Source organism: Fontisphaera persica (genome assembly GCF_024832785.1).
GTDB lineage: Bacteria > Verrucomicrobiota > Verrucomicrobiia > Limisphaerales > Fontisphaeraceae > Fontisphaera > Fontisphaera persica.
On record NZ_CP116615.1, the window covers coordinates 4,402,922 to 4,424,523 of the forward strand.

19 protein-coding genes and 1 pseudogene are annotated in these 21,602 nt (G+C 63.7%); 6 read left to right on the forward strand and 14 right to left on the reverse strand.

Annotated features, from left to right (window positions below):
* Positions 1-8 precede the first annotated feature (8 nt).
* Positions 9-1,070, forward strand: coding sequence for a mannonate dehydratase (locus NXS98_RS16450; protein ID WP_283846147.1), 1,062 nt, complete (start codon positions 9-11; stop codon positions 1,068-1,070).
* A gap of 14 nt (positions 1,071-1,084) precedes the next feature.
* Here the strand turns inward: NXS98_RS16450 and NXS98_RS16455 are convergent, their stop codons facing one another.
* On the reverse strand, positions 1,085-2,431 hold the full coding sequence (locus NXS98_RS16455) for a Gfo/Idh/MocA family protein (RefSeq protein WP_283846148.1): 1,347 nt from the start codon (positions 2,429-2,431) through the stop codon (positions 1,085-1,087).
* 190 nt (positions 2,432-2,621) lie between these two features.
* Between NXS98_RS16455 and NXS98_RS16460 the strand changes: the two genes are divergently transcribed.
* Positions 2,622-3,728: a peptidylprolyl isomerase gene (locus NXS98_RS16460; protein ID WP_283846149.1), complete on the forward strand. Its 1,107-nt coding sequence runs from the start codon at positions 2,622-2,624 to the stop codon at positions 3,726-3,728.
* A gap of 102 nt (positions 3,729-3,830) precedes the next feature.
* Positions 3,831-4,817 carry a 4-hydroxythreonine-4-phosphate dehydrogenase PdxA gene (gene pdxA / locus NXS98_RS16465; protein WP_283846150.1) on the forward strand — a complete coding sequence of 329 codons (987 nt, stop codon included), beginning with the start codon at positions 3,831-3,833 and terminating at the stop codon, positions 4,815-4,817.
* A 3-nt stretch (positions 4,818-4,820) separates the two neighbouring features.
* Here pdxA and NXS98_RS16470 read toward each other — a convergent pair whose 3' ends face one another.
* From NXS98_RS16470 to NXS98_RS16530, 13 genes and pseudogenes are all read right to left on the reverse strand, one after another.
* Positions 4,821-5,600 (reverse strand): sulfite exporter TauE/SafE family protein, encoded by a 780-nt coding sequence (locus NXS98_RS16470; RefSeq protein WP_283846151.1) that lies wholly within the window; start codon positions 5,598-5,600, stop codon positions 4,821-4,823.
* A gap of 117 nt (positions 5,601-5,717) precedes the next feature.
* Positions 5,718-7,199, reverse strand: a complete 1,482-nt coding sequence (locus tag NXS98_RS16475) for an NADH-quinone oxidoreductase subunit N (protein WP_283846152.1) — start codon at positions 7,197-7,199, stop codon at positions 5,718-5,720.
* Entirely contained in the window at positions 7,196-8,701 is a 1,506-nt protein-coding gene (locus NXS98_RS16480) for a complex I subunit 4 family protein (protein WP_283846153.1), read from the reverse strand. The genes NXS98_RS16475 and NXS98_RS16480 overlap by 4 nt, the downstream gene beginning before the upstream one ends.
* Positions 8,702-8,703: 2 nt before the next feature.
* On the reverse strand, positions 8,704-10,251 hold the full coding sequence (locus tag NXS98_RS16485) for a complex I subunit 4 family protein (protein ID WP_283846154.1): 1,548 nt from the start codon (positions 10,249-10,251) through the stop codon (positions 8,704-8,706).
* A 6-nt stretch (positions 10,252-10,257) separates the two neighbouring features.
* Complete coding sequence (nuoL, locus tag NXS98_RS16490; RefSeq protein ID WP_283846155.1) at positions 10,258-12,303, reverse strand: NADH-quinone oxidoreductase subunit L; 2,046 nt, start codon at positions 12,301-12,303, stop codon at positions 10,258-10,260.
* Positions 12,300-12,587, reverse strand: coding sequence for an NADH-quinone oxidoreductase subunit NuoK (gene nuoK, locus NXS98_RS16495; RefSeq protein ID WP_425499915.1), 288 nt, complete (start codon positions 12,585-12,587; stop codon positions 12,300-12,302). Before nuoK ends, nuoL begins: the two co-directional genes overlap by 4 nt.
* A 20-nt stretch (positions 12,588-12,607) precedes the next feature.
* A complete protein-coding gene (locus NXS98_RS16500) occupies positions 12,608-13,138 on the reverse strand; it encodes an NADH-quinone oxidoreductase subunit J family protein (RefSeq protein ID WP_283846157.1) in 531 nt (176 codons plus the stop codon).
* 33 nt (positions 13,139-13,171) lie between these two features.
* Positions 13,172-14,359, reverse strand: a complete 1,188-nt coding sequence (nuoH, locus tag NXS98_RS16505) for an NADH-quinone oxidoreductase subunit NuoH (RefSeq protein WP_283846158.1) — start codon at positions 14,357-14,359, stop codon at positions 13,172-13,174.
* Positions 14,360-14,522: 163 nt separating this feature from the next.
* Positions 14,523-15,101 (reverse strand): 4Fe-4S dicluster domain-containing protein, encoded by a 579-nt coding sequence (locus tag NXS98_RS16510; protein WP_283846159.1) that lies wholly within the window; start codon positions 15,099-15,101, stop codon positions 14,523-14,525.
* A 58-nt stretch (positions 15,102-15,159) separates the two neighbouring features.
* A complete protein-coding gene (locus NXS98_RS16515; protein ID WP_283848190.1) occupies positions 15,160-16,236 on the reverse strand; it encodes an NADH-quinone oxidoreductase subunit D in 1,077 nt (358 codons plus the stop codon).
* Positions 16,237-16,370: 134 nt separating this feature from the next.
* On the reverse strand, positions 16,371-17,024 hold the full coding sequence (locus tag NXS98_RS16520) for an NADH-quinone oxidoreductase subunit C (RefSeq protein ID WP_283846160.1): 654 nt from the start codon (positions 17,022-17,024) through the stop codon (positions 16,371-16,373).
* Between the two features lie 60 nt (positions 17,025-17,084).
* Positions 17,085-17,651: pseudogene (locus NXS98_RS16525) on the reverse strand (NADH-quinone oxidoreductase subunit B); the annotation flags it as partial.
* Positions 17,652-17,672: 21 nt separating this feature from the next.
* Complete coding sequence (locus tag NXS98_RS16530) at positions 17,673-18,047, reverse strand: NADH-quinone oxidoreductase subunit A (RefSeq protein WP_283846161.1); 375 nt, start codon at positions 18,045-18,047, stop codon at positions 17,673-17,675.
* Between the two features lie 167 nt (positions 18,048-18,214).
* Here NXS98_RS16530 and NXS98_RS16535 point away from each other — a divergent pair, with 167 nt between their 5' ends.
* Genes NXS98_RS16535 through NXS98_RS16545 form a run of 3 tightly spaced genes read left to right on the forward strand, consistent with a single transcriptional unit; the run spans position 18,215 to position 21,089 of the window.
* Entirely contained in the window at positions 18,215-18,964 is a 750-nt protein-coding gene (locus NXS98_RS16535; protein WP_283846162.1) for a 3-keto-disaccharide hydrolase, read from the forward strand.
* A gap of 54 nt (positions 18,965-19,018) precedes the next feature.
* Positions 19,019-20,128: a tRNA dihydrouridine synthase DusB gene (gene dusB, locus NXS98_RS16540; protein WP_283846163.1), complete on the forward strand. Its 1,110-nt coding sequence runs from the start codon at positions 19,019-19,021 to the stop codon at positions 20,126-20,128.
* A 16-nt stretch (positions 20,129-20,144) separates the two neighbouring features.
* The gene (locus NXS98_RS16545) at positions 20,145-21,089 is read left to right on the forward strand and encodes a hypothetical protein (RefSeq protein WP_283846164.1); all 945 of its coding nucleotides are present in this window, start codon (positions 20,145-20,147) and stop codon (positions 21,087-21,089) included.
* The last annotated feature ends 513 nt before the right edge of the window (positions 21,090-21,602 follow it).

Sequence of the window (21,602 nt, forward strand, 5' to 3'; positions counted from 1 at the left end):
CGGCTCGCATGAAACTGGGTCTTGGCCTCTATCGGCATCAGCTCGACGAAGCGCATTTCCGCTTCGCCCGCCAGTGCGGTTGCACCCACATCGTCGCCCATCTGGTGGATTATTTTCGCTCCTCCCGCAGCAACCGCCCCGGCGACCAGCCCGTGGGCGATGATTCCGGCTGGGGACTGGCGGGCGACCCCCAGCATCTGTGGACGGTGGACGAACTGCTGGACCTGCGACGCAAGGTCAACGCCGCCGGCCTGGAATTGGAGGCCATTGAAAACTTTGACCCCGCCCACTGGCACGACGTTCTCCTCGACGGCCCCCGCAAGGCCGAGCAATTGGAGAACCTGAAAACCATCATCCGCAACCTCGGCGCCGCCGGCATCCCCATCATGGGCTACAACTTCTCCATCGCCGGCGTGGCCGGGCGCGTCAAAGGCCCCTTTGCCCGCGGCGGCGCCGAAGCGGTGGGCATGGCGGGACCGGTGGACAAGCCCATGCCCAACGGCATGGTCTGGAACATGATTTATGACCCCCACGCGCCCCCCGGCGTGGTCCCCTCCGCCACCCCCGAACAGTTGTGGCAGCGCTGCCGCGATTTCTTACAGGCCGTCCTGCCCGTGGCCGAGCAGGCGGGCGTCACCCTCGCGGCGCATCCCGATGACCCGCCCCTGCCCACTGTGCGGAGCCAGCCACGGCTGGTTTATCAGCCACACTTGTACCAAAAGCTCATTGATTTGGCCCCCAGCCCGCGCAACCAGCTCGAGTTCTGCGTCGGCACCCTCGCCGAAATGACCGAGGGCGACGTGTACGAGGCCGTGGACACCTACAGCCGCCAGGGCCGCATTGCCTACGTCCACCTGCGCAACGTCCGCGGCAAAGTCCCCACCTATCAGGAAACCTTTATTGATGAGGGCGATGTGGACGTCCTGGAAGTGCTGCGCATCCTCAAACGCAACGGCTTTGCGGGCGTAATCATCCCCGACCACGCCCCCCAAATGACCTGCGCCGCCCCCTGGCACGCCGGCATGGCGTACGCCCTCGGCTATTTACAGGCCGCCCTCAAAGCCGTGTAACCGCCGGCCCCGGCTCAAACCAGTTTCCAGCCCTCGCGGTAGTTGCGCTTGAGAAACGCATTGGCCTCCGGGCAGTTGGTGAATTGGAACGCCACCGGGTCCCACAGCAATTTCGTGCGCGTCAATTCCTCCCGCAGTTGCACCCGCAGCGCCACATTGCCCAGCAGCACCGCCTCGGTCAGGGGCCCCGCAAACGCAAAATGGCTCCCCGGCGTCTTGCCGCCCTTGCAGGCCAGAATCCACTCCTGATAATGGCCCGGCGAGCGTTCAATGGTGCGCGGCGGGTCCGTGTATTCCTTCCGGCGCGCCTCCGGAAACAGGCGGTTGCCCAAAATAAACCCCTTGTCGCCCACCAGCAGCCGCCCGTTGTCGCCCATCGTGACGCCATCCGGCAGCCCCTCCGGCCGCGGTGGGCGCAACCCGCCATCGTACCAGACCAGTTTCATCGGCGGCAGATTGCCGCGCGCGGGAAATTGATAAGTGACCATCGAACCCAGCGGGTACGTCTCGGTGTTCACCCGCGTGGACGAAGCCTGCACACTGGTGGGAGCCGTCAATTTGCAGGCCCGGAAAATCGGGTCAATCGCATGGCACCCAATGTCCCCCAGCGCCCCCGTTCCAAAATCCCACCAACCCCGCCACTTGAACGGCAGGTAGGCCGGATGATACGGACGCATCGGCGCCGGCCCCACCCATAAATCCCAGTCCAAACCTTCGGGCACGGGCGGCGTCTCCTTGGGCCGTGCCACCCCCTGCGGCCAGTATTCATTGAACAACCCCTGCGAAGGGCGGTCCGTCCAGATGTGCGCCTCCAGCACGTTGCCAATCGCCCCATCCCACACAAACTCGCACAACCGCCGCGTCTCCTCGGAAGCCTGGCCCTGGTTGCCCATTTGCGTGGCCACCTTCTTCTCGCGGGCCACCTGCGCCACCATGCGCGCCTCATACACCGAATGCGTCAACGGCTTCTCGCAATAAACATGCTTGCCGCGCTGCATCGCCGCGATGCTTGCAAACGCATGCACATGGTCCGGCGTCGCCACCACCACCGCGTCTATGCTCTTGTCCATTTCCTCCAGCATCACGCGGTAATCCTTGTACTTTTTGGCCTCCGGCCACTCCTTGAACGCGCCGGCCGCCTGCCGCCAGTCCACATCGCACAACGCCACAATGTTTTCGCTTTTCATGTTGCGCAAATCACTGTGGCCCTGCCCGCCGACCCCCACCCCCGCTATGTTCAAACGATTGTTGGCGGGGGTTTGCCCGTTCAATCCCAGCACGCCCCCCGGCACCATGTTGAGCGCGGCCGTGGTAAAAAGTCCGGCCTTGAGAAATTTCCGACGATTCATTGGGTTGTTCATAGGTACAACTCTTTGGACGATGCCCCGCCGCAATTTCATCAAACCCGCGTCAAAAAAAATTCCGCCGCTTCCGGCAAGCCTGGCCCAAGCCCCCCTCCACGCCCCGCCCCCCGCCGCCATGCGCCAGACCCGGCGGTGTATTTCCTGTCCTTGACCCCGTCCCCAGACCTCTTTAGAGTCGCGCTGCTGCATGACAAAGCGAATCCAATGGTTGGGCGTGCTGGCCTGGCTGTGCTGCTGGACCGCGGCAACGGTGGAGGGCCAGGGCTTGCGACGCGATGGCATTCTGGCCATTGTGCACAATGCGGTGATTACCGCCGGCGACGTGGATTATCTAACCGAGCCGGTCATGGCGGCCCTCCGCGTCATGTACCGGGACCGCGACGAGCTGCGCCAGCGCCAGGAAAAAGCCTTCCAGGACGGCCTCGAAACCCTCATCGAACGCAAGCTCATTCTGCACGAATTCAAAACCTCCGGCCTGATGCTGCCCGAAACCGTGATTGACGAGGAAATCCGGGACCGCATCCGCCGCCGTTTCGGGGACCGCGTGCAATTGATTCAGACCCTCAAGGCCCAGGGCCGCACCTTTGAATCCTGGCGGCAGGAGGTGCGCGAGCAAATCATCGAGGAGGCCATGCGCGCCAAAAACGTCAGCCGCGCCATCCTCATTTCTCCCCACAAAATCGAATCCTACTACTCCACCAACCAGGCCCAGTACGCCCATGATGACCAGGTCAAACTCCTCATGATCCGCCTGGACGCCCGCGCCGAAGGCGTGGACTCCGCCAAAAAACGCGGCCAGGAAATCCTCCAGAAACTCAAAAATGGCCAGCCCTTCCGCGAAATGTTGATTTACAACGAGGGCGCCCAAAGCGACTGGGGCTGGGTGGACCGCAAAAGCCTCCGGCGGGGCATCACCGACCAGTTCTTTCACCTCAAGCCCGGCCAGTATTCGCCCCTGGTGGGCCGCAGCCTCGAGACCGAGGAAGAAGGATACTGGATTTATGTGTACGCCGACGACGGCAAGCTGACCCTCGCCCGGCGTTACTTGGTGCCCAAAGACGGCCAGGAAAAACTCGCCGCTGAGCATCAACCCGGCGACCCCGCCCTCAACCAGGCCCCGCCCCCGCGCGAGTTTTACCTGCTCTTTGTCGAAGAAGTGCGCAGCCGCAGCGTCCGCCCCCTGCCCGAAGTCCGCGACGAAATCGAAAAACTCCTGGTGGTGCAGGAACGAGACCGCCTCCAAAAGAAGTGGATTAACCGCTTGCGCGCCAAAACATTTGTGCAAATATTCTAGGCGGTTTGACCCTGCAAGCGTCATCCCGTCCCGGGAATCGGCCGCCGAGGGGCAGCCATAAACCATTCAACCTCGCCCTGAGTCTTTGCCCAGGCCTGTTGTATGATTGGCATCTGCATCGGGGATGTGACCGGCATCGGCCCGGAAGTCACGCTCAAAGCCCTGGCTGAGCTGGCCGCCCAGGACCAGGAGCGTTACCTCCTGCTCGGCGACCCCCACTGGCTCGAGCGCCTCAACGACCGTTTCAACATCGGCCTCCCCCTCACCCCCTACGAGGACGGCGATGCCGAGTCGCGCTTTTTGGTGCTCAACCCCCAGCCAAACAGCAGTCTGCCCGAAGACCTCTCGCCCGGCTCCCCCAAAGCCGCCTGCGCGGCGGTGGCGGCCTTGAAAGCGGCGGCAGAGCGGTGTTTGCGCCAGGAACTGGATGCCATGGTCACCGCCCCCGTCAACAAAGAGTCCATCATCCGCTGCGGCATCCCCTTCATTGGCCAGACTGAATTTCTGGCCTCCCTCGCCGGCAACTGTCCCGTCACCATGATGTTGTTGGGCGCCGATGACCGCGGGCGCTGGCTCCGCGTGGCCCTGGTCACCACCCATGTGGCCATCAAGCTGGTGCCCGAAGAAATCACCCAGCCCAAGGTCGAGCTGGCCATCAACATGGCCGTCCACGCCTGCCGCGACCTCGCCCTGCCGCGCCAGCGCATCGCCGTCTGCGGCCTCAACCCCCATGCCGGCGAAGGCGGCGAGTTCGGCGATGAAGAAATCACCACCATCCGCCCCGCCGTCCTGGCGGCGCGCAGCCGCGGCCTCGATGTCCATGGCCCCCTGGCGGCCGACACCGTGTTTTACCACGCCGCGAACGGGGCCTATGACGCCGTGGTGGCCATGTACCACGACCAGGGCTTGGGCCCGTTGAAACTGCTGGCGTTTGAGAATGGCGTGAACTGGACCCTCGGCCTGCCCTTTATTCGCACCTCCCCTGACCACGGCACCGCTTACGACCTCGCCGGCAAAGGCACTGCCAATCCCTCCAGCATGAAGGCCGCCATCACCCTCGCCCGCCAGCTTGCCGCCCGCCGCCGCTGAGCCTCACCGCCACAGCCGCGATACATCCCACCCCAGCACCAGTTGCAAACCTGCCAGGAACGTGATGGCGTACACCGCGTTCAGAAAAAATTTTTCGGACATCCGCCGATTCAGCCACACCCCCACCCACACGCCCAGCGGCACCAGCGGAAAATAATACAGCCCCGTCCGCAGCGTCTCCCACGTAATCACGTCATTCGCCACGAAAAACGGCACCTTAATCCAGTTAATCCACGTAAACACCAGCACCGTTGTGCCCACAAAAATTTCCTTCGGCAGCTTTTGCGGCACCAGAAACATCGTCACCAGCGGCCCGGCCCCGTGTGCAATCGTGGAGGTCACCCCCGCCCCAAAACCAAACGGCAACCCAATCAGCGCCGTCGGACGAAACTCGCCTTCCGCCCGAAACACCCACTCCTTGGCAAGCTGAAACAACACAAAGACCATCGCAATCACCCCAATCCAGAAATTCAACGCCCGATCCGACAAGGCCCGAAATAATTGCGACCCCACCGCCACCCCCACAATCACCCCCGGCAGCAGGCACCGCAAATTGCGTTTTTCCCATTTGCCCCAATAGTGATAAAGCGAAAAGGCATCCCCCGCGCAAAGCAGCGGCAGAATCACCCCCACCGCAAACATCGCCGGCTTGCCCCCCGCCCCAAACGCCAGCACGCACAGCGGCGTCGTCAGCATCCCCAGCCCGCCGCCAAAACCCGCCTTCGAGAGGCCAATAAACAGCACTCCCAACGCCGCCAGCATGGTTGTTTTCCACTCCAGCACGGGCGCGAATGTGACGGCGGGAGTCGGCCCATGTCCAGTTTTTTATGACCCCGGCCACCCCGCCGGGCGGCGCACGGCCATGCCGGCAAGCCCGCTGGCCCCGCTCCCCAGCCCCCGTTACCGGAAGTAACGCAGCAGCCACTCCGGGAAGCATCCCAGCCATATCACCGCCAGCGCCAGCGCGCTGATGACCCACGTGCCCAGGCTCGCTCGCCACGGCGCCGCAGATTCTTCGGCGTCCCCTCGGTAAGCATATTTGAGCACCTGCAAATAGTAATAGAGGGAGACCGCGCTCATGCCTATTGCCAGAATGACCAGATACAGCAAGCCCAGGGAAGGTCGTCCACCCGCCCCCGCCGGCTCCCGCAGCGCCTCCAGAAAAACGTAAAACTTGCCAAAAAAACCGGCCAGCGGCGGGATGCCCGCCAGCGACAGCAAAAACACCATCAACGCCCCTGCCAGCACCGGCGAGCGGCGCGCCAGACCCTGGAAATCCTCCAGCGCCGCTCCGCCCGTCTGTTTCTCCACCACCGCCACCACCCCAAAAGCGCCCACAATGGCCAGACCATAGGTGATGACGTAATACGCCAGGGCCAATTCCTGCCGCGTCACAATCGCCAGCAGGGCATAGCCACTGTGCGCAATGGCACTGTAGGCCAGCAGCCGCCGCACATTGCTTTGCCCCAGCGCCGCCAGGTTCCCCAGCACCATGGATAGCGCCGCCAGCAACGCCAGCAACGGCTTCCACCCCGCGGCAAAATGGCCCCAATGCGCGTTGCCCCCCAACGGCCCAAACACCACCGCCACCACCCCGTTCAACACCAGAAAACTCGCCACCTTCGAGCCGGACGCCACCAACGCCGCGCTCGGCGCGGGCGCGCCCTCATAGGCATCCGGCGCCCATAAATGAAAGGGCACGGCGGCAATCTTGAAGGCGAGTCCCCCCACCACCAGCGCCAGCGCCAGCACCAGGATGGGGTCCAGCACCAGCGGACCCCGCGGCATCCTGGCCGCGATTTCTTGGAGATAAAATTCTCCCGACAAGCCGTAGAGCAGACTGAAACCAAACAACAGGCACGCCGCCGCCACACTGCCAAACAGAAAATATTTAAGCCCCGCCTCGGCGCTTCGCGGTTGGCGTTTGTCCAGCGCGGTCAACAAATAAAGGCTCAAACTCGCCAGCTCCAGCGCCACAAACAGCAGCAGCAGATTATTCGCGCTGACCAGCAGCAGCAATCCCACCGTGGCCAGCAGCACCAGCGCGAAATACTCCCCCGCATGCGGCGTAAAATCGGTGTCCGCTGCCAGCAGCGCCACCGCCAGCGTCAGCGCCAGCAGCGCCGCTTTGTAGTGCAGGATGCGCGCGCTGATTTCCACCAGCGGCACCTTCCACTCCGCCGGCCACGACAGCCCAAAGATTACCCCCAGCGCCACCGCGCACCCTGCCGCGCTCACCCACCCCGCCAGCCGCATCCGGGACGGAACGGCACGGTGGCGTCCCCAGCTTAAGTCCAGCGCCAGCACCACCAGCGCGGTCAACGTCAACACCGCCTCCGGCAGCAGCGCCCGCAACACTTCCAGGTAGGCAACGTCATTCATCGCGTCACCACCTTTCGCAGACCCTCAAACATCGGGCTGTTAAAGGCGGGAATAATCCAGTCCAGCAGCAGGCGCGGATACAACCCCACCGCCAGCGTGCAAAGCATCAGCAGCGCCGCCCCCGCTTTCTCCGGCCAGGTAATGGGGGGCAGGGGACCCGGCAGCGCCACCGGCGCGGCATCGCGGTCACTGAAAAAGGCCCGATGCATCGTCCGCCACGTGTACGCCACCCCTACCATCACCCCCACCCCCGCCAGCAGGGTCAACCCCGGAAACGCCTGCCACGCCCCAATCAACACCTGCAGCTCCGCCACAAAACCGCTGAACCCCGGCAGCCCCATCGAGGCCGCCCCGGCCACCACGAACGTCACCGCCGCAAACGGCAGCGCCCGCGCCAGCCGCAAGCCCTCCAGCGCCTCCAGCTCCCGCGTGTGTGCCCGGTCATACACCATCCGCCCCACCACCCCGAACAACAGCCCCGCAATAATCCCGTGCGAAAACATCTGCAACACCGCCCCGTGCAGCCCCACCGTGGTCAGCGTGACCAGCCCCAGCATCACAAATCCCATGTGGCTCACACTCGAATAGCCAATCACAAACTTGAAGTCATTTTGCACCAGCGCCGCCAGCGCCCCATACACAATCCCCGCCACCGCCAGCCACGCCAGCGGCATCTGCCACTCCACCAGCCCCTGTGGAAAAAGTGTCATCGCCACCCGCAACGCCCCATACGCCCCCAGTTTCATGATGACCCCCGCCAGCAACATCGAGGCCGCCGTCGGCGCCGCCACGTGGCCGGTGGGCGCCCACGAATGGAACGGCCACAAGCCCGCCAGTATGGCAAACCCCACAAACATCAGCGGAAACACCCACTGCTGGAACGACACCGGAAAGGCCACCTTCGCCAGCGCCGGCAAATCAAAGGACACCGGCCCGCCCGCCGCCCCAATCCCGCTCACCACATATGTGGCCAGCAGAGCAACCAACACCATCGCGCTGCCCACAAACGAATACAGCGCCAGTTTCATCGCCCCGTACTCCTTGCGCGTCGAACCCCACAGGGCAATCAGAAAATACTTCGGCACAATCGCCAGCTCGTAAAACACAAACAGCAGAAACAAATCCATGCTCAGAAACACCCCGTACACCCCCCCGATCAGCGCCAGATAAAAACTGTAATACTCCCGCGCGCGATGCTCGATATTCCACGAAAACAACACCCCCGCCACCGCCGCCAGCCCCGTCAACAACACCAGCACCACCGTGATGCCATCGGCCGCCAGGTGAAACCGGAACGCCGGCCACGGCACCCACGCCCCATTCACCAGCGTCACCAGCCCCGCCTGCGGTTCCAGCCGCAGCGCGCCCACCCACCCGCACACCAGCCCCGCCAGCGCCACCCCCAGCGCCACCACCCGCGCCCCCCGCGCCGCCGCCCGGGCCGGCACGGCCCAGACCAGCAACAGCCCCGCAAACGTGATGTATAAAGGCCAGTGCAGCATGGTCAGCCTTGCAGATGCGCCGCCAGACGCAGCACAGTTTCATTAATCAGATTCATCACCGGCGCCGGCCACACCCCCAGGAACAGCATCAGCGCCACCGCCGGCACAAACCGCAGTCGCTCCCCCGGAGTCAAATCCGCCAACGTCTCCCACGCCGCATTCAACGGCCCATGAAACACCCGTTGCAGCACCGTCAGAATCACCACCGCCGTCGCCAGCAACCCCAGCGTCGAAAAGGCCGCCGCCCACGGCGCCAGTCCAAACACCCCCTTGAAAATGAGAAACTCGCCCACAAACCCATTCAGCCCCGGCAATCCCAGCGACGCAAACCACGCCATCCCCGTCAGCCCCGCATACACCGGCGCCACCCGCCGCAGCCCGCCAAAATCATCCAGCCCGCGCCGCCCGCCCGCCCGCTCCTCCAGCCATCCCACCGCCGCAAACAACGTGGCCGCCGTAAGGCCGTGATTGAACATCTGCAACAGCACCCCATTCAGCGCGGCCGCCTGCTGCCCGGCCTCCCCTGCCGTCCCCAGCGTGGCTGCCACCATCCCCAGTACACAATAGCCCAGATGATTGATGGAGGAATACCCCAGCAACCGCTTCAAGTCCCGCTGCGCAAACGCCGTGAAGGCCGACAGCACCACCGTGGCCACCGCCAGCCCCAGCAGCACGCCGCCCAGCGCGCGCACCTCGTGCGGGAAAATGGGCAGCGCCAGCCGTAGCAAGCCATACACCCCCAGCTTCGACATCAGGCCGGTCAACAACATCGTGGTGCTGGTGGGGGCCTCCGCATACGCCGCCGGCAGCCACGTGTGAAATGGCGCCACCGGCGTCTTGATGGCAAACCCCAAAAACACCCCCCCAAACAGCGCCAACATCACCGTCCGCGGCGAAAACTCCCCCACTGGCAGATGCATCGCCACCAGCGCGTACAGCTCCCCGCTCCGCCCCATCCGCGCCAGCTCCGGAAAATCAAATTGGCCGGTGGCGCGAAACAACCCCAACATGGCCAGCAGCAGCGTCACACTGCCCACCATCGTATAAACGAAAAATTGCATCGCCGCCGGCCCGCGCCCCGGCCCGCCCCATAGCTTGATGAGGAAAAAGGCGGGTATCAGCGTCAGCTCCCAGAAAAGAAACCAATGAAAAAAATTCATGGCCGTGAAGGCCCCCACCAGCCCCGCTTCGAGCAACAACACCAGCCCGAAATACAAGGCCGCCTTCTCCTGAATGGCCTGCGCGCATAAAATCGCCAGCGGCGTCACCAGCGCGGTCAGCAGCAGCATCAACAGACTAAGACCGTCCGCCCCCACGTAATAGTAAACCCCCAGCGAGGGCACCCACGCATAACGCTCGACCAATTGCAGCCCCCCTTGCAGCGGGTCAAACCGATTCCACAGCAGCATGGCCTCGGCCAGCACCGCCAGCGCCGCCGTCATGGCCAGATAACGCGCCCGCCGCGCGCATCCACCCCCGCCCAGCAGCACCACCGCCGCCCCCGCCAGCGGCGTCAACGTCAGCACCGTCAAATTGAGCCACCCTTCCATGCGCCCCTAACTCCATGCCAGATACAGCACCAGCGCCACCAGCCCCACCCCCAGCGCCCGCAGCCAGAGCTGCACCCGCCCGCTTTGCATCCGCGCCAGCCCGCCCCCGGCCCGCCGCAGACTGTGGCAGCCCGCATCAAAGCCCCCGTTCACCACATATTCATCCGCCAGCCGCGCCACCCAGGCGCAGGCCTGCGCCAGCACCCCCAGCACCCATACCACCCCGCCCCAAACCCACCTATCCAGCCAGTCCCCCACCGCCGCCGCCCACCCATTCCAGCGAATGACCGTGGCCTCATACAGCTCATCAAAATAAAACTTGGCCCGCAGCAGGTGATACGCCGCCGGCTGCCAGCGCTCCAGCGGATCCGGCTCCTCCGGCGTTTGCCGCGGCCTCCGCCCATAAATCCACCAACCCCCCGTCAACCCCCCCAGCGCGGCCGCCGAAGACAACGCCATCACCACCAGCGTGCCCGTCTCCCACAACGGGCTCCAGCGCACCAGCGGCGCGCGGCCTTCCCAGTAATCCCGCAGCCACGGCCACGCCGGCGTGCCCAGGAATCCCAGCCCCACCGCCCCCACCGCCAAAACCACCAGCGGAACCACCATCACCGCCGGACTTTCATGCGGAGCCTTGCCCGCGGTTGGCAACCCCCCGCGATACCGCCCCCCAAACACCAGCGCCGTCTGCCGCATCATGTAAAACGCCGTCAACGCCGCCGCGGCCAGCGCCAGATAAAACGGAACGTGGCTCACCGGCCACCCATGCGCCGCATGCAAAATTTCATCCTTGCTCCAAAAACCGCTGAACAAAACCGGAAACCCGGCCAGCGCCAGCATGCCCACCGTGTAAGTCGCAAACGTCCAGGGCATGCGCCCCTTCAGCCCGCCCAGATGCCGGATGTCCTGCTCATGATGACAGCCATGAATCACCGACCCGGCGCCCAGAAACAGCAGCGCCTTGAAAAAGGCGTGCGTAATCAGGTGAAACATCCCCACCGCCACCCCCCCCGTCCCCAGCCCCAGCATCATGAAGCCCAGTTGCGAAACCGTCGAATAGGCCAGAATCCGTTTGATGTCCGTCTGCGCCACCGCCACCAGCGCGGCAAACAACGCCGTCGCCGCCCCCGTCCACGCCACCGCCTTCAGCGCCGGCGCCACTCCCCCCACCCCTTCCGGCAGCGCGGCAAACACCGGATACATCCGCGCCACCAGAAACACGCCCGCCGCCACCATCGTCGCCGCGTGAATCAGCGCGCTCACCGGCGTGGGGCCTTCCATCGCGTCCGGCAACCACACATGCAACGGCAACTGGCCCGACTTCCCCACCGCCCCGCAGAAAATCAGCGCGGCAATCGCCGTGCTCAACGTCAGCCCGCCCCCCACCGTCACCGCCGTCAGCCGCGCCAGCGCCGCATGCTCCAGACACCCCGCGCCCTCATCGTAAAACAACAACGTCCCGGTCTCGCGGTACAGCCACAACAAACCCAGAAAAAATCCCAGGTCCCCAATCCGCGTGGTGATGAACGCCTTCTTCGCCGCCGCCGCCGCCGCCGGCTTGTGAAACCAGAAACCAATCAGCAGATACGACGTCAGCCCCACCAGCTCCCAGCACACAAACAGCAGCAACAGGCTGTTGGCTATCACCACCCCCAGCATCGCCGCCGCAAACAGCGACAGAAAACAAAAGAACCGCGTGAAATTCGGGTCCTCCCCCATGTAGCCCACACTGAAAATGAAAATGAGCAGCCCCACCAGCGACACCATCAGCGCCATGCCTGCCGACAGCGGATGCAACACCCACCCCAGTCGCAACGGCTCTTCCCCCACCACCAGCCACGTGAAGTTCACATAGTGCCGGTATTCCCCATCCACCCCCCCTTGCAGCGTCGTCACAAAGGCCCATAGCGCAAGCGCCACCGCGCCACCCATCGCCCCAATCGCCAGCCCCGCCGCCAGCCCCCGCCGCTCCCGCCGCAGCAGCGCCGTCACCCCCGCCGCCAGCAGCGGCAGCAGGGGAATCCAATAGAGATGTTGGGCTATCCAGCTCATCCGCGCAGCGTGCTGATCTTGTCCAGATCCGTGGTCTTGAAATGCCGGTACACCGCGATGATTAGCGCCAGCCCCACCCCCGCTTCGGCCGCGGCTATGGCCATCGAAAACAAGACAAACAATACGCCGCTGACCTGCGCTTCCGGCACGTTGTACCGCGCAAAAGCCAGAAAACTCAGATTGGCCGCGTTGAGCATCAGCTCAATGCCCATCAGCACGATGATCGCATTGCGGCGCAGCACCGCCCCCGCAAACCCAATCGCAAACAGGGCTGCGGCAACCATTAAATATGCGTGCAACGGCGTCATCGCGTAGAATCCGCTGGCTCCCGCTTCTCCGGTTTCTCCTTCATCGCCAGCAGCAGCGCCCCCACCAGCGCCGCGGTGAGCAGCACCCCCATGGCCAGCAGCGGCGCCACCGCCTGCAGCATCATCGTCTGCCCGATTTGCGCCACCGTGGGCTCGGTCAGCGCCGCCGGCGCCGGCGTCAGGCGGGGCAGCAAATGCGAACCCCCCATCCCCCCCACCAGCACCGCCAGCACTCCCACCGTCACCAGCCCGCCCCCCAGCACGCTCCGCGGGGACAGCGGCGGCTCCTGGGGATCCCCGCCCCGCGTGAGCAAAATGGCAAACACAATCACAATGGACACCGCCCCCACATAAATCAGGATTTGCGCAAATCCCGCAAATTGCGCCTGCAAATCCAGAAACAATCCCGCCAGCCCGAGAAACGTCAATGCCAGCGCCAGCGCGCAATGAATCAAATTCCGCAGCGTCATCGCGGCGGTCGCGCCCGCGATGACCATCACGGCCAGAATGATGAAACTCAGCGGCATACCGCCTGTCCTTCGCTTGTCATCGGTCCCCGTTCATTCCGCATAACGGTATTCCCGCCGGCCCCAGCCGCGCCGCGCGCTCAACGCGCGGCCCAGCCCCCACCACGCGGCCAGCAGCAGGCCCCCGCCCACCACCCATTGCACCAGCCCCCCCACCCAGCCCTCCCCGGGCAGAAAACGGCAGAGACCGGCCACCACCACATTCACCAGCGCCAGCGGCAGCAAAAATTTCCACGCAAAACCCATCAGTTGGTCCATCCGCAAACGCGGCAGCGTCCCGCGCACCCAGATGAACAGCGCAATCAACCCCAGCAATTTGGCGAAAAACCAAAACCACGACGGCACCGCCACCAGCCACGGCACCGGCGCATGCCAGCCCCCCAAAAACAGCGTAATCGCCAGCCCGCTGACGGCGAACATTCCCAGATATTCCCCCAGGAAAAACAAGGCAAACTTGAAGCCGCTGTACTCCACAAAATACCCGGCCACCAGCTCCGATTCGCCCTCCGGCAAATCAAACGGGGAACGGTTGCTCTCCGCCGTGGCGGCAATCAGGAACAGCACAAATCCCGCCAGCCCCCACGGCGTGAACACATGCCAGTTCGGCACCCAGCCCCAGTACCCCGCCTGCGCGTCCACCAGTTGCACCGTGGACAGCGTGCCCGCCATCATCAACACCGGCACCGCCGCCAGCACCAGCGGAATTTCATAGCTGAGCATTTGCGCAATCGCCCGCAGCGCCCCCAGCAGCGAGTACTTGTTGCTGCTCGACCACCCCGCCAGAAAGGGCGACAGCTCCGTCGCCGCCCCCGCCGCAAAGAAAAACAGCACCGCCGCATCCAAATCAATCGCCACCATGTTGCGCCCCATCGGCAGCACCGCATACGCCAGCAACACCGGCACCACCAGCACAAACGGCGCCACAAAATGCAACACCCGGTCCGCCCCCGCCGGCACGATGTCCTCCTTGATTAGCGCCTTGATGCCGTCCGCCGCAAATTGCAGCAATCCAGCCGGCCCCACCCGATTCGGCCCCCGCCGATTCTGAATGCGCCCCAGCCCCTTGCGCTCCAGTACCGTCACCAGCGCAAACAACAACCCAAACACCGCAAGGATCGCCGCAATGTTGATCAGCATCGAAACCAGCGGCTGCACCGCCGGCGGCGCCAGCGCCACCAACTGGTGCTTCCCATGCACAAAAATCTGGTCCAGGGCATTCATGCGCTGATTGGTCCCGCCTTGCGCCTTGGCAAAGGCCCCCTCGCACGCCTCCACTGGCCGCCGGGGCAGGGGAGGGGCGCCGTATCATGCGATGGAAGGGGGAGGCGGAAGCTGACTTGTTTGATTTTTGGCGAATCCATGCGTGCCCCTTCTTTCATGCCCCTCAAGCTCCCGGCGTTTTCCCCGGATCAAAGGTTTCCGTCGCCTTGGCCACCTTGGCCGCCATTTCTTTGGCTTTGGCCTCGGCTTTGGCCCGCTCCATCGCCATGCGCGCATCGGTCTCCGCGGCCTCCGTGGGATGGATGCGCTGATAATAACTGTTCGGTTTGGCCAGGTCTTCCTTGTGCAGCAGCAGCCGCCCAAAACGGTCCCCCGTGCTGTGCTCAAAGGCCACATCCATCTTAATCGCGTCAAACGGGCACACCTCCACGCAAATCTGGCAACCCATGCACACCGAAATATCTATGTCAAAAATCTTCGGCTGCATCTGCAGCTTCCCGGCGTGGTCCCGTTTCTTGGTGGTGTCCTTGACAATGTAAATGCACTGCGGCGGACATTCCTTCTCGCAGATCTGGCACGCCACGCACCGCAGCCCGGCTTGCGCGTTCTCCCCATCATACACCAGAAAGGGAAACGTCCGCGCATTCTCAATCTGCGGCAGCCGCTCCTCCGGATATTCCACCGTCACCAGCCGCGCGGGGTCGGTGTAACTGCCCGCAAAATTACGGGCCGTCACCATCATCCCTTTCAATATGCCTGCGCCCAGCATGGCTGTGTTGTATTTCGGTTGCGCCTTTGTTTTACCTGTCCACCTCGCCCAAGACAATATCTACACTGCCCAAAATAATCACCACATCCGCCACCTTCTGCCCCACGCACATATCCTCCAGCACCGTCAAATTGATGAAACTCGGCGGGCGCACCCGGTAACGATACGGATTGGGCCCCCCGTCACTAATCAGATAAAAGCCCAATTCCCCCTTCGGCGCCTCAATTCGCCCGTAGGCCTCCCCGGGCTTGGGCCGGAATCCACGCAGCTTCGCCTTTGAATCCATCACCGGCCCGGCGGGTATGTCCCGCAACGCCTGCTCCAGGATTTTCACCGACTCCCGCATCTCCAGCAGCCGCACCATGTACCGGTCATACACATCCCCATGCGCCCCCAGCGGCACCCGAAAACTGAAACGCCCGTATATCCCGTACCGGTCCACCTTCCGCAAATCGTAATTCACCCCGCTCGCCCGCAGCATCGGGCCCGTGATGCCCGCATTCACCGCCAGCGCCCCGGGCAGCACCCCCACCCCCTGCGTCCGCGCCATTAGAATCTCATTTTCCGTGAACAACTTCTCATATTCATCCAGAAATCGCGGATACTCCGCCACCACCCGCTTCACCCGCTCCAGCCACCCGGACGGCGCATCGCACCGGCAGCCCCCGAAACGCATGTAATTGCACATCATCCGCGCCCCGGTCAGCTCCTCAAACAAATCCAATATCTTCTCGCGCTCCCGAAACGCATACATCAGCGGCGTCCCCAGCGCCCCCATGTCCTGCACCAGAAACCCAATCAAACAGGTGTGGTTTTGCAGGCGCGTCAATTCCGCCGTAATCACCCGCAGATACTCCGCCCGCTCCGGCACTTGCAGCCCCGCCAGTTTCTCCACCGCCAGCGCGTACGCCCAGTTGTTCGTCAGACTGCAAAAGTAATCCAGCCGGTCTGTATAAGGCATGGACCCCAAATAGCTCGTGCCCTCGGCAATCTTCTCGTGATTCCGATGCAGATAGCCAAACACCGGCTTGAGCTTCACCACCGTCTCCCCCTCCAAAACCACATCCATGCGGAACACCCCATGGGTCGAGGGATGATGCGGCCCCATCGCCACTTCCAGCCGGTCCACCTCCGCCTCCACGCCCCCCACCGCCCCCCTCCCCACCAAGCCGGGCAACGCCACGGCAAGTGCGCCGCCCGCGCGCTCAACCCCTGCCGGCTGAATGGACTGAGGCTTCCCGTTCATCCCTGCCCCTCCCTTGGCTTCCCACCCGCCGCCGGATAATGCCGGCGCGCCTTCTCCAACACCTGGTCATGCGGCGTCGGCTCATACTCGTAATCATCCGGCTCCACATAATCCCGCCGCATCGGATGCCCCGTGAAACCGTCCCACATCAAAATCCGCCGCAAATCCGGATGCCCCTCAAAATACACCCCGAACAAATCAAACACCTCCCGCTCCTGAAACTCGCACGAGCGCCACACCGGCGTCAGCGACGCCACCCGCGCTCCCGCCCCCCGGTCGGCCGTCCGCTGCCGCAGCACCAGCGGGCCGTGCCCCAGCTCCATCGAGTACAGGTGATAAACCACCTCCAAATACCCCGGCTCCACGTGCTCCTTTGTCTCCTCAAACACCCGCTCCACCCCCTCCACCATCCGGGTGGTCCGCACCTTCTCCTTCACCACCTGGTCCAGCCAGTCCACCCCCGTCACATTCGAGGCATAATCAAAACGGCAGGCCGCATCCTCCCGCAGAAATCGCGCCACCGCCACCGCGTGCGCCACATCCACCAGCAGCGAGGGCTGCTGCGCCGGCGACGGATTGGGCAGGATTTTCACCTCGGCTCCAGGCACCGCCGCCGCCAGTCGCTCCACCAATGACTCCAGAGTTTCCATGGCCGCTCAGCCCTCACGCTGCAGAACCGGCGGACGCCACACCTCGGGATTGTAAGGAGGCTCCAAATCCTCCGCCCCATGCCGCGGCACCGGATATTCCCCGGGCACTTCCGGATTCAGCGCCGGCGCCTGCCCCGGGCCGCGCAAGGTTTGCGCCGCAATTTTTTCCTGCAAGGTGATTAACGCATGCAACAACGCTTCCGGCCGCGGCGGACACCCCGGTATGTGCACGTCCACTGGAAGGTAGCGGTCAATCCCCTTCAGCACATTGTAACCCTGCTTGAACGGTCCCCCGGATATGGCACACGCCCCCATCGCAATCACGTATTTGGGCTCGGGCATCTGGTTGTACAACCGCACCACCTGCGGCGCCATCTTCTTGGTCACCGTCCCGGCCACAATCATCAAATCCGCCTGCCGCGGCGACGGCCGGAAAACCTCCGCCCCAAACCGCGCAATGTCGTACCGCGCCATCGAGGCCGCAATCATCTCAATCGCGCAGCACGCCAGCCCAAATTGCAGCGGCCACACCGAGTTCTTGCGCCCCCAGTTGTAAAGCTCCGCCAGCGAGGTCAGAAAGACCCCCTGCTTCCGCAGCTCGTCCCGTAATCCTTCGTCAATGGGCATGCAATTTCACCCTGAGCGCCATCATTGCCATTTTAGCAGCCCTTTGGCCCACGCCCAAACCAGCCCCTCCGCCAGCAACAACAAAAACACCAGCATCGCCACACACGCCCCGGCTGGCAGGTCCAAAAACGCCACCGCAAAGGGCAGCAAAAACAAAACCTCCACATCAAAGATTAGGAATAAAATCGCGTAGAGGTAATACTCCACCTTGAATTGCACCGCCCCGCGGCCCCGTGATTCCAGGCCGCATTCGTAAATCGCCTGCTTCACCGGCCCCGGCTTGGGCGGCGCCATCCACCACGCCCACAGCTTGGAAAGCAGTATCGGCCCCAGGCCAAATCCCACTGCGGCCAGCAGGAACACCACCAAAAAGGCGTATGGGTGATACTCGGTCATACCGCACATGCCATGCTGCTGCGCTCCACCGTGCCAGCCTGGCGCGGAGACGTCAAGCCGTTGCGCCGTCTCGCCGCCCAGGAATCCGCCGAACCGGATAAATCAGACCCGGCCGGCCCGATATCCCGCGCTTGCCCCCACCTCCCTTCTGCGGTACAAAATAACCCATGCAGCCTTTTTCCAATCCTTGGGCCGTGGCCTTCGCCGTCGCGGCTTGTTTATCGTCATTGGCCAGCCCGGCCGCCGAACCGGGCTTTGTTCCCATTTTTGACGGCAAAACCCTCCAGGGCTGGCACGTCAGCGCCAAAACCGGCCACAGCCGCGCCAGCACCAACACCTCCGGCGGACGCTGGGTCGTCGAAAACGGCGCCATCGTGGGCAGCCAGGACACCCCGGGCAACGGCGGCATCATCATCACCGATGCCCAATATGGCGATTTTGAAGTGGCCCTCGAAATGAACAATGACTTCGGCCTCGACAGCGGCCTCTTCCTGCGCAGCACCGAGGACGGCAAGGCCTACCAGGCCATGATTGATTACCACGGACGCGGCAATCTGATGGGCATCTACGGCGAGGGCATCGGCGGCTTTGGCGTCTCCACCTTCAACTTCGACGGCGACGTCACCCGCATCCGCCCCCGCACCAATGCCGTCTTCGCCCTGCCCGTGCTCCCGGCCGCGTGGCCCTATTTCTGGCGGCACGGCCAGTGGAATGAACTGCGCGCCCGCATCGTCGGCAACCCGCCCACCATCACCACCTGGATTAACGGCGTCAAATTCATGGAATGGACCGACACCCAGAAACGCCTGCCCGAGACCGGCGGCATCGCCCTCCAAGTCCACGGCGGCGGCAATCTCACCAACACCTTCGTCCGTTATCGCAACATCCGCGTCAAACCACTTCCCCCCAAACAGTGAAATTGCGGCGCGCGCGCCAACCTCGCCACGCCGTCCATTGACGCCCCAGCTATAATGACCCGCGTGTTGCGCATCGGGTCATTGCCGTTGGCCACCAACTTGTGCCTGGCTCCACTCGCCGGGTACACCAATCTGCCCTTTCGCCTGACCATCCGCGAAATCGGCGGCGTCGGCCTCTGCACCACCGACCTCGTCAACGCCCGCTCCCTCCTCGAACGCCGTGCCAAAGCCATTAAACTGGTGGAAACCTGCCCCGCCGACTCCCCCCTCGCCGTCCAGCTTTTCGGCGCCGTCCCCGAAGAAATGCGCGAGGCCGCCCAACTCGTCGAGTCCCTCGGCATCGCCGCCATTGACATCAACATGGGCTGCCCCGCCCGCAAAGTCTGCCGTGTGGGCGGCGGCGCCGCCATGATGGCCGATTTGAACAAAACCACCGCGCTGGTGCGCCAGGTCGTGGCCGCCGTCAAGCTCCCCGTCACCGTCAAAATGCGCCTCGGCTGGGATGATGACAACATCACCGCCCCGGACCTCGCCCGCGCCCTCGAAGATTGCGGCGTGGCCGCTGTCTTTGTGCATGGACGCACCCGCGCCCAAGGCTTTGGCGGCACCGTCAACCTCGCCGGCATCCGCCAGGTCGTGCAGGCCGTGCGACACATTCCGGTTATCGGCAACGGCGACGTCACCACCCCCCAGGCCGCCAAAATGATGTTGGAAGTCACCGGCTGCGCCGGCATCAGCATCGGACGCGGCGCCTTTTATGACCCGTGGATTTTTCAGCACACCCTCCATTTCCTGGCCACCGGCGAGTTGCTCCCCGAACCCTCCCTCGACGAGCGCCTCCGCGTCATGCGCCGCCATCTGGACCGCATGATTGAAATCTTCGGCGAAACCCACGGCTGCCGCATGTTTCGCAAAATCGCCCCCTGGTACGCCCGCCGCTTCGGCCCCGCCCATGAATTCACCCGCCGCGTGGCCCTCCTCCAAAGCCGCGCCCACTTCGAGGAAATCGTGGCCCATTACCTCCTCTGGCGCCAGCAATTCCTTGACGAACACGGCCAACTCAAACCCAAATACCGACCCCCACCCATGACCGCCAGCTTCATGGCCCCGGACTCCCCGCTGCCCGCCATCCCCGTCCCCAAAGGCCCCGTCGAGCGCTGGTAACCTTTCCCCCCAGACCATGCCCACCACCTTCCCCCTCTCCTTTCGCCTGGCTGCCGCGGCACTGCTCGCCAGCCTCGCCACCTCACTCGCCGCCACCCGCGAGTTGGTCCAGGACCCGAACTTCTTGCACGGATTCCACCTCCTCGCTCCTGCGCCCGGCAAGGCAGTCATCACCGGTGTTTTGCCGGGGTGGGAACCCGGCCCGCCCCGCTGGAAACTCGCCCAATGGTCCAGCCGTTTCCCCCTGACCACCAACCCCATCCTCCACGAACCGCGCTTGTTGATTTTTTCCAACGCCGCCAAGACCGTGACCTTGCGCCGCCTGCCGCCATCCTCCGGCACCGAACTCCAATTATCCCTATCCGCCAGTCTGGAATACGCCGGCAAAGCCCGCCAGCCCGGCCAACCGTGGGTACATCTGCTCATCGAACAATCCTTCACCAATCCCCCTCCTTTAACCCAGTTGGAGCGTGCCGAATTGTCTTTCGCGGCGCGCCTCCTCCTTTGCCGCAAGGTGGACACCCCCGATTACCACCCCTCCCGCCACGCCGCCCAATTCCTCATGTATTTCACCGTCCAAAACCTCAATCGCCAATCCCCGGGCTACGGCCAATACCTGTGGTTTGGCGTGCCCATTTATGATGACCGCGAGCGTTTTCCACGCGGCCATCAAGCCCCCGATACCGGCGGCACCCGCATGTTCATCTACAATCCTCCCACCACCGCCTACACCCGCCACAGCCTCCATGACGGGCAATGGGTCCAATTCACCGCGGACTTGCTGCCTTTGATTTTGGAAGGATTAAAAACCGCTTGGCAGCGCGGCTTCCTCACCGAATCCCAAAACCTGGCCGACTACCACCTCTCCGGCATGAACCTTGGCTGGGAAGTGCCCGGCATGTTTGACGTCAGCGCCGCCCTCCGCGCCCTCAGCCTCCAAGTCACCCCTCGCCACCCATGACAAACCAGGGCGATGTAGCCCCGCCGGCTTCCCTCGCTTCCGTTTTTTGGGTGGCTGTTTCCTATGGTATAGTCCGCCCAGTCAAGCTTGGCACGCCCAACGCCCAGCCTCAATTTCCCTCTATCCTTGGCAGACGCCAGGGTGAGGGTCTGTAGCGCAGGCGTCCGCGCCTGCGGGTTCACGGAGCCTCCCGGCTCCGTGATTGCAAAATTGCCGTCGTCAAACACACGCCTCTGGACGCACCAATCCGTACCTCAATCTCGCATTAGCCATAACGTATGGCGTCCACGAATCGCGTAGCGGAAGTTGGCCCGCAACCCGCAGGCTAAATATGCTAAGGGGCCAAGGGACCAGCGTCAGAATAATCCGCGCAGCTACAATTCCTCCCTCTCCCCCGGGGAGAGGACATGTAGCGCAGGCGTCTCGCCTGCGAGTTCACGGAGCCTCCCGGCTCCGTGATTGCAGAATTGCCGTCGTCAAACAGACGCCCTTGGGATTACCAGTCCGTTCATC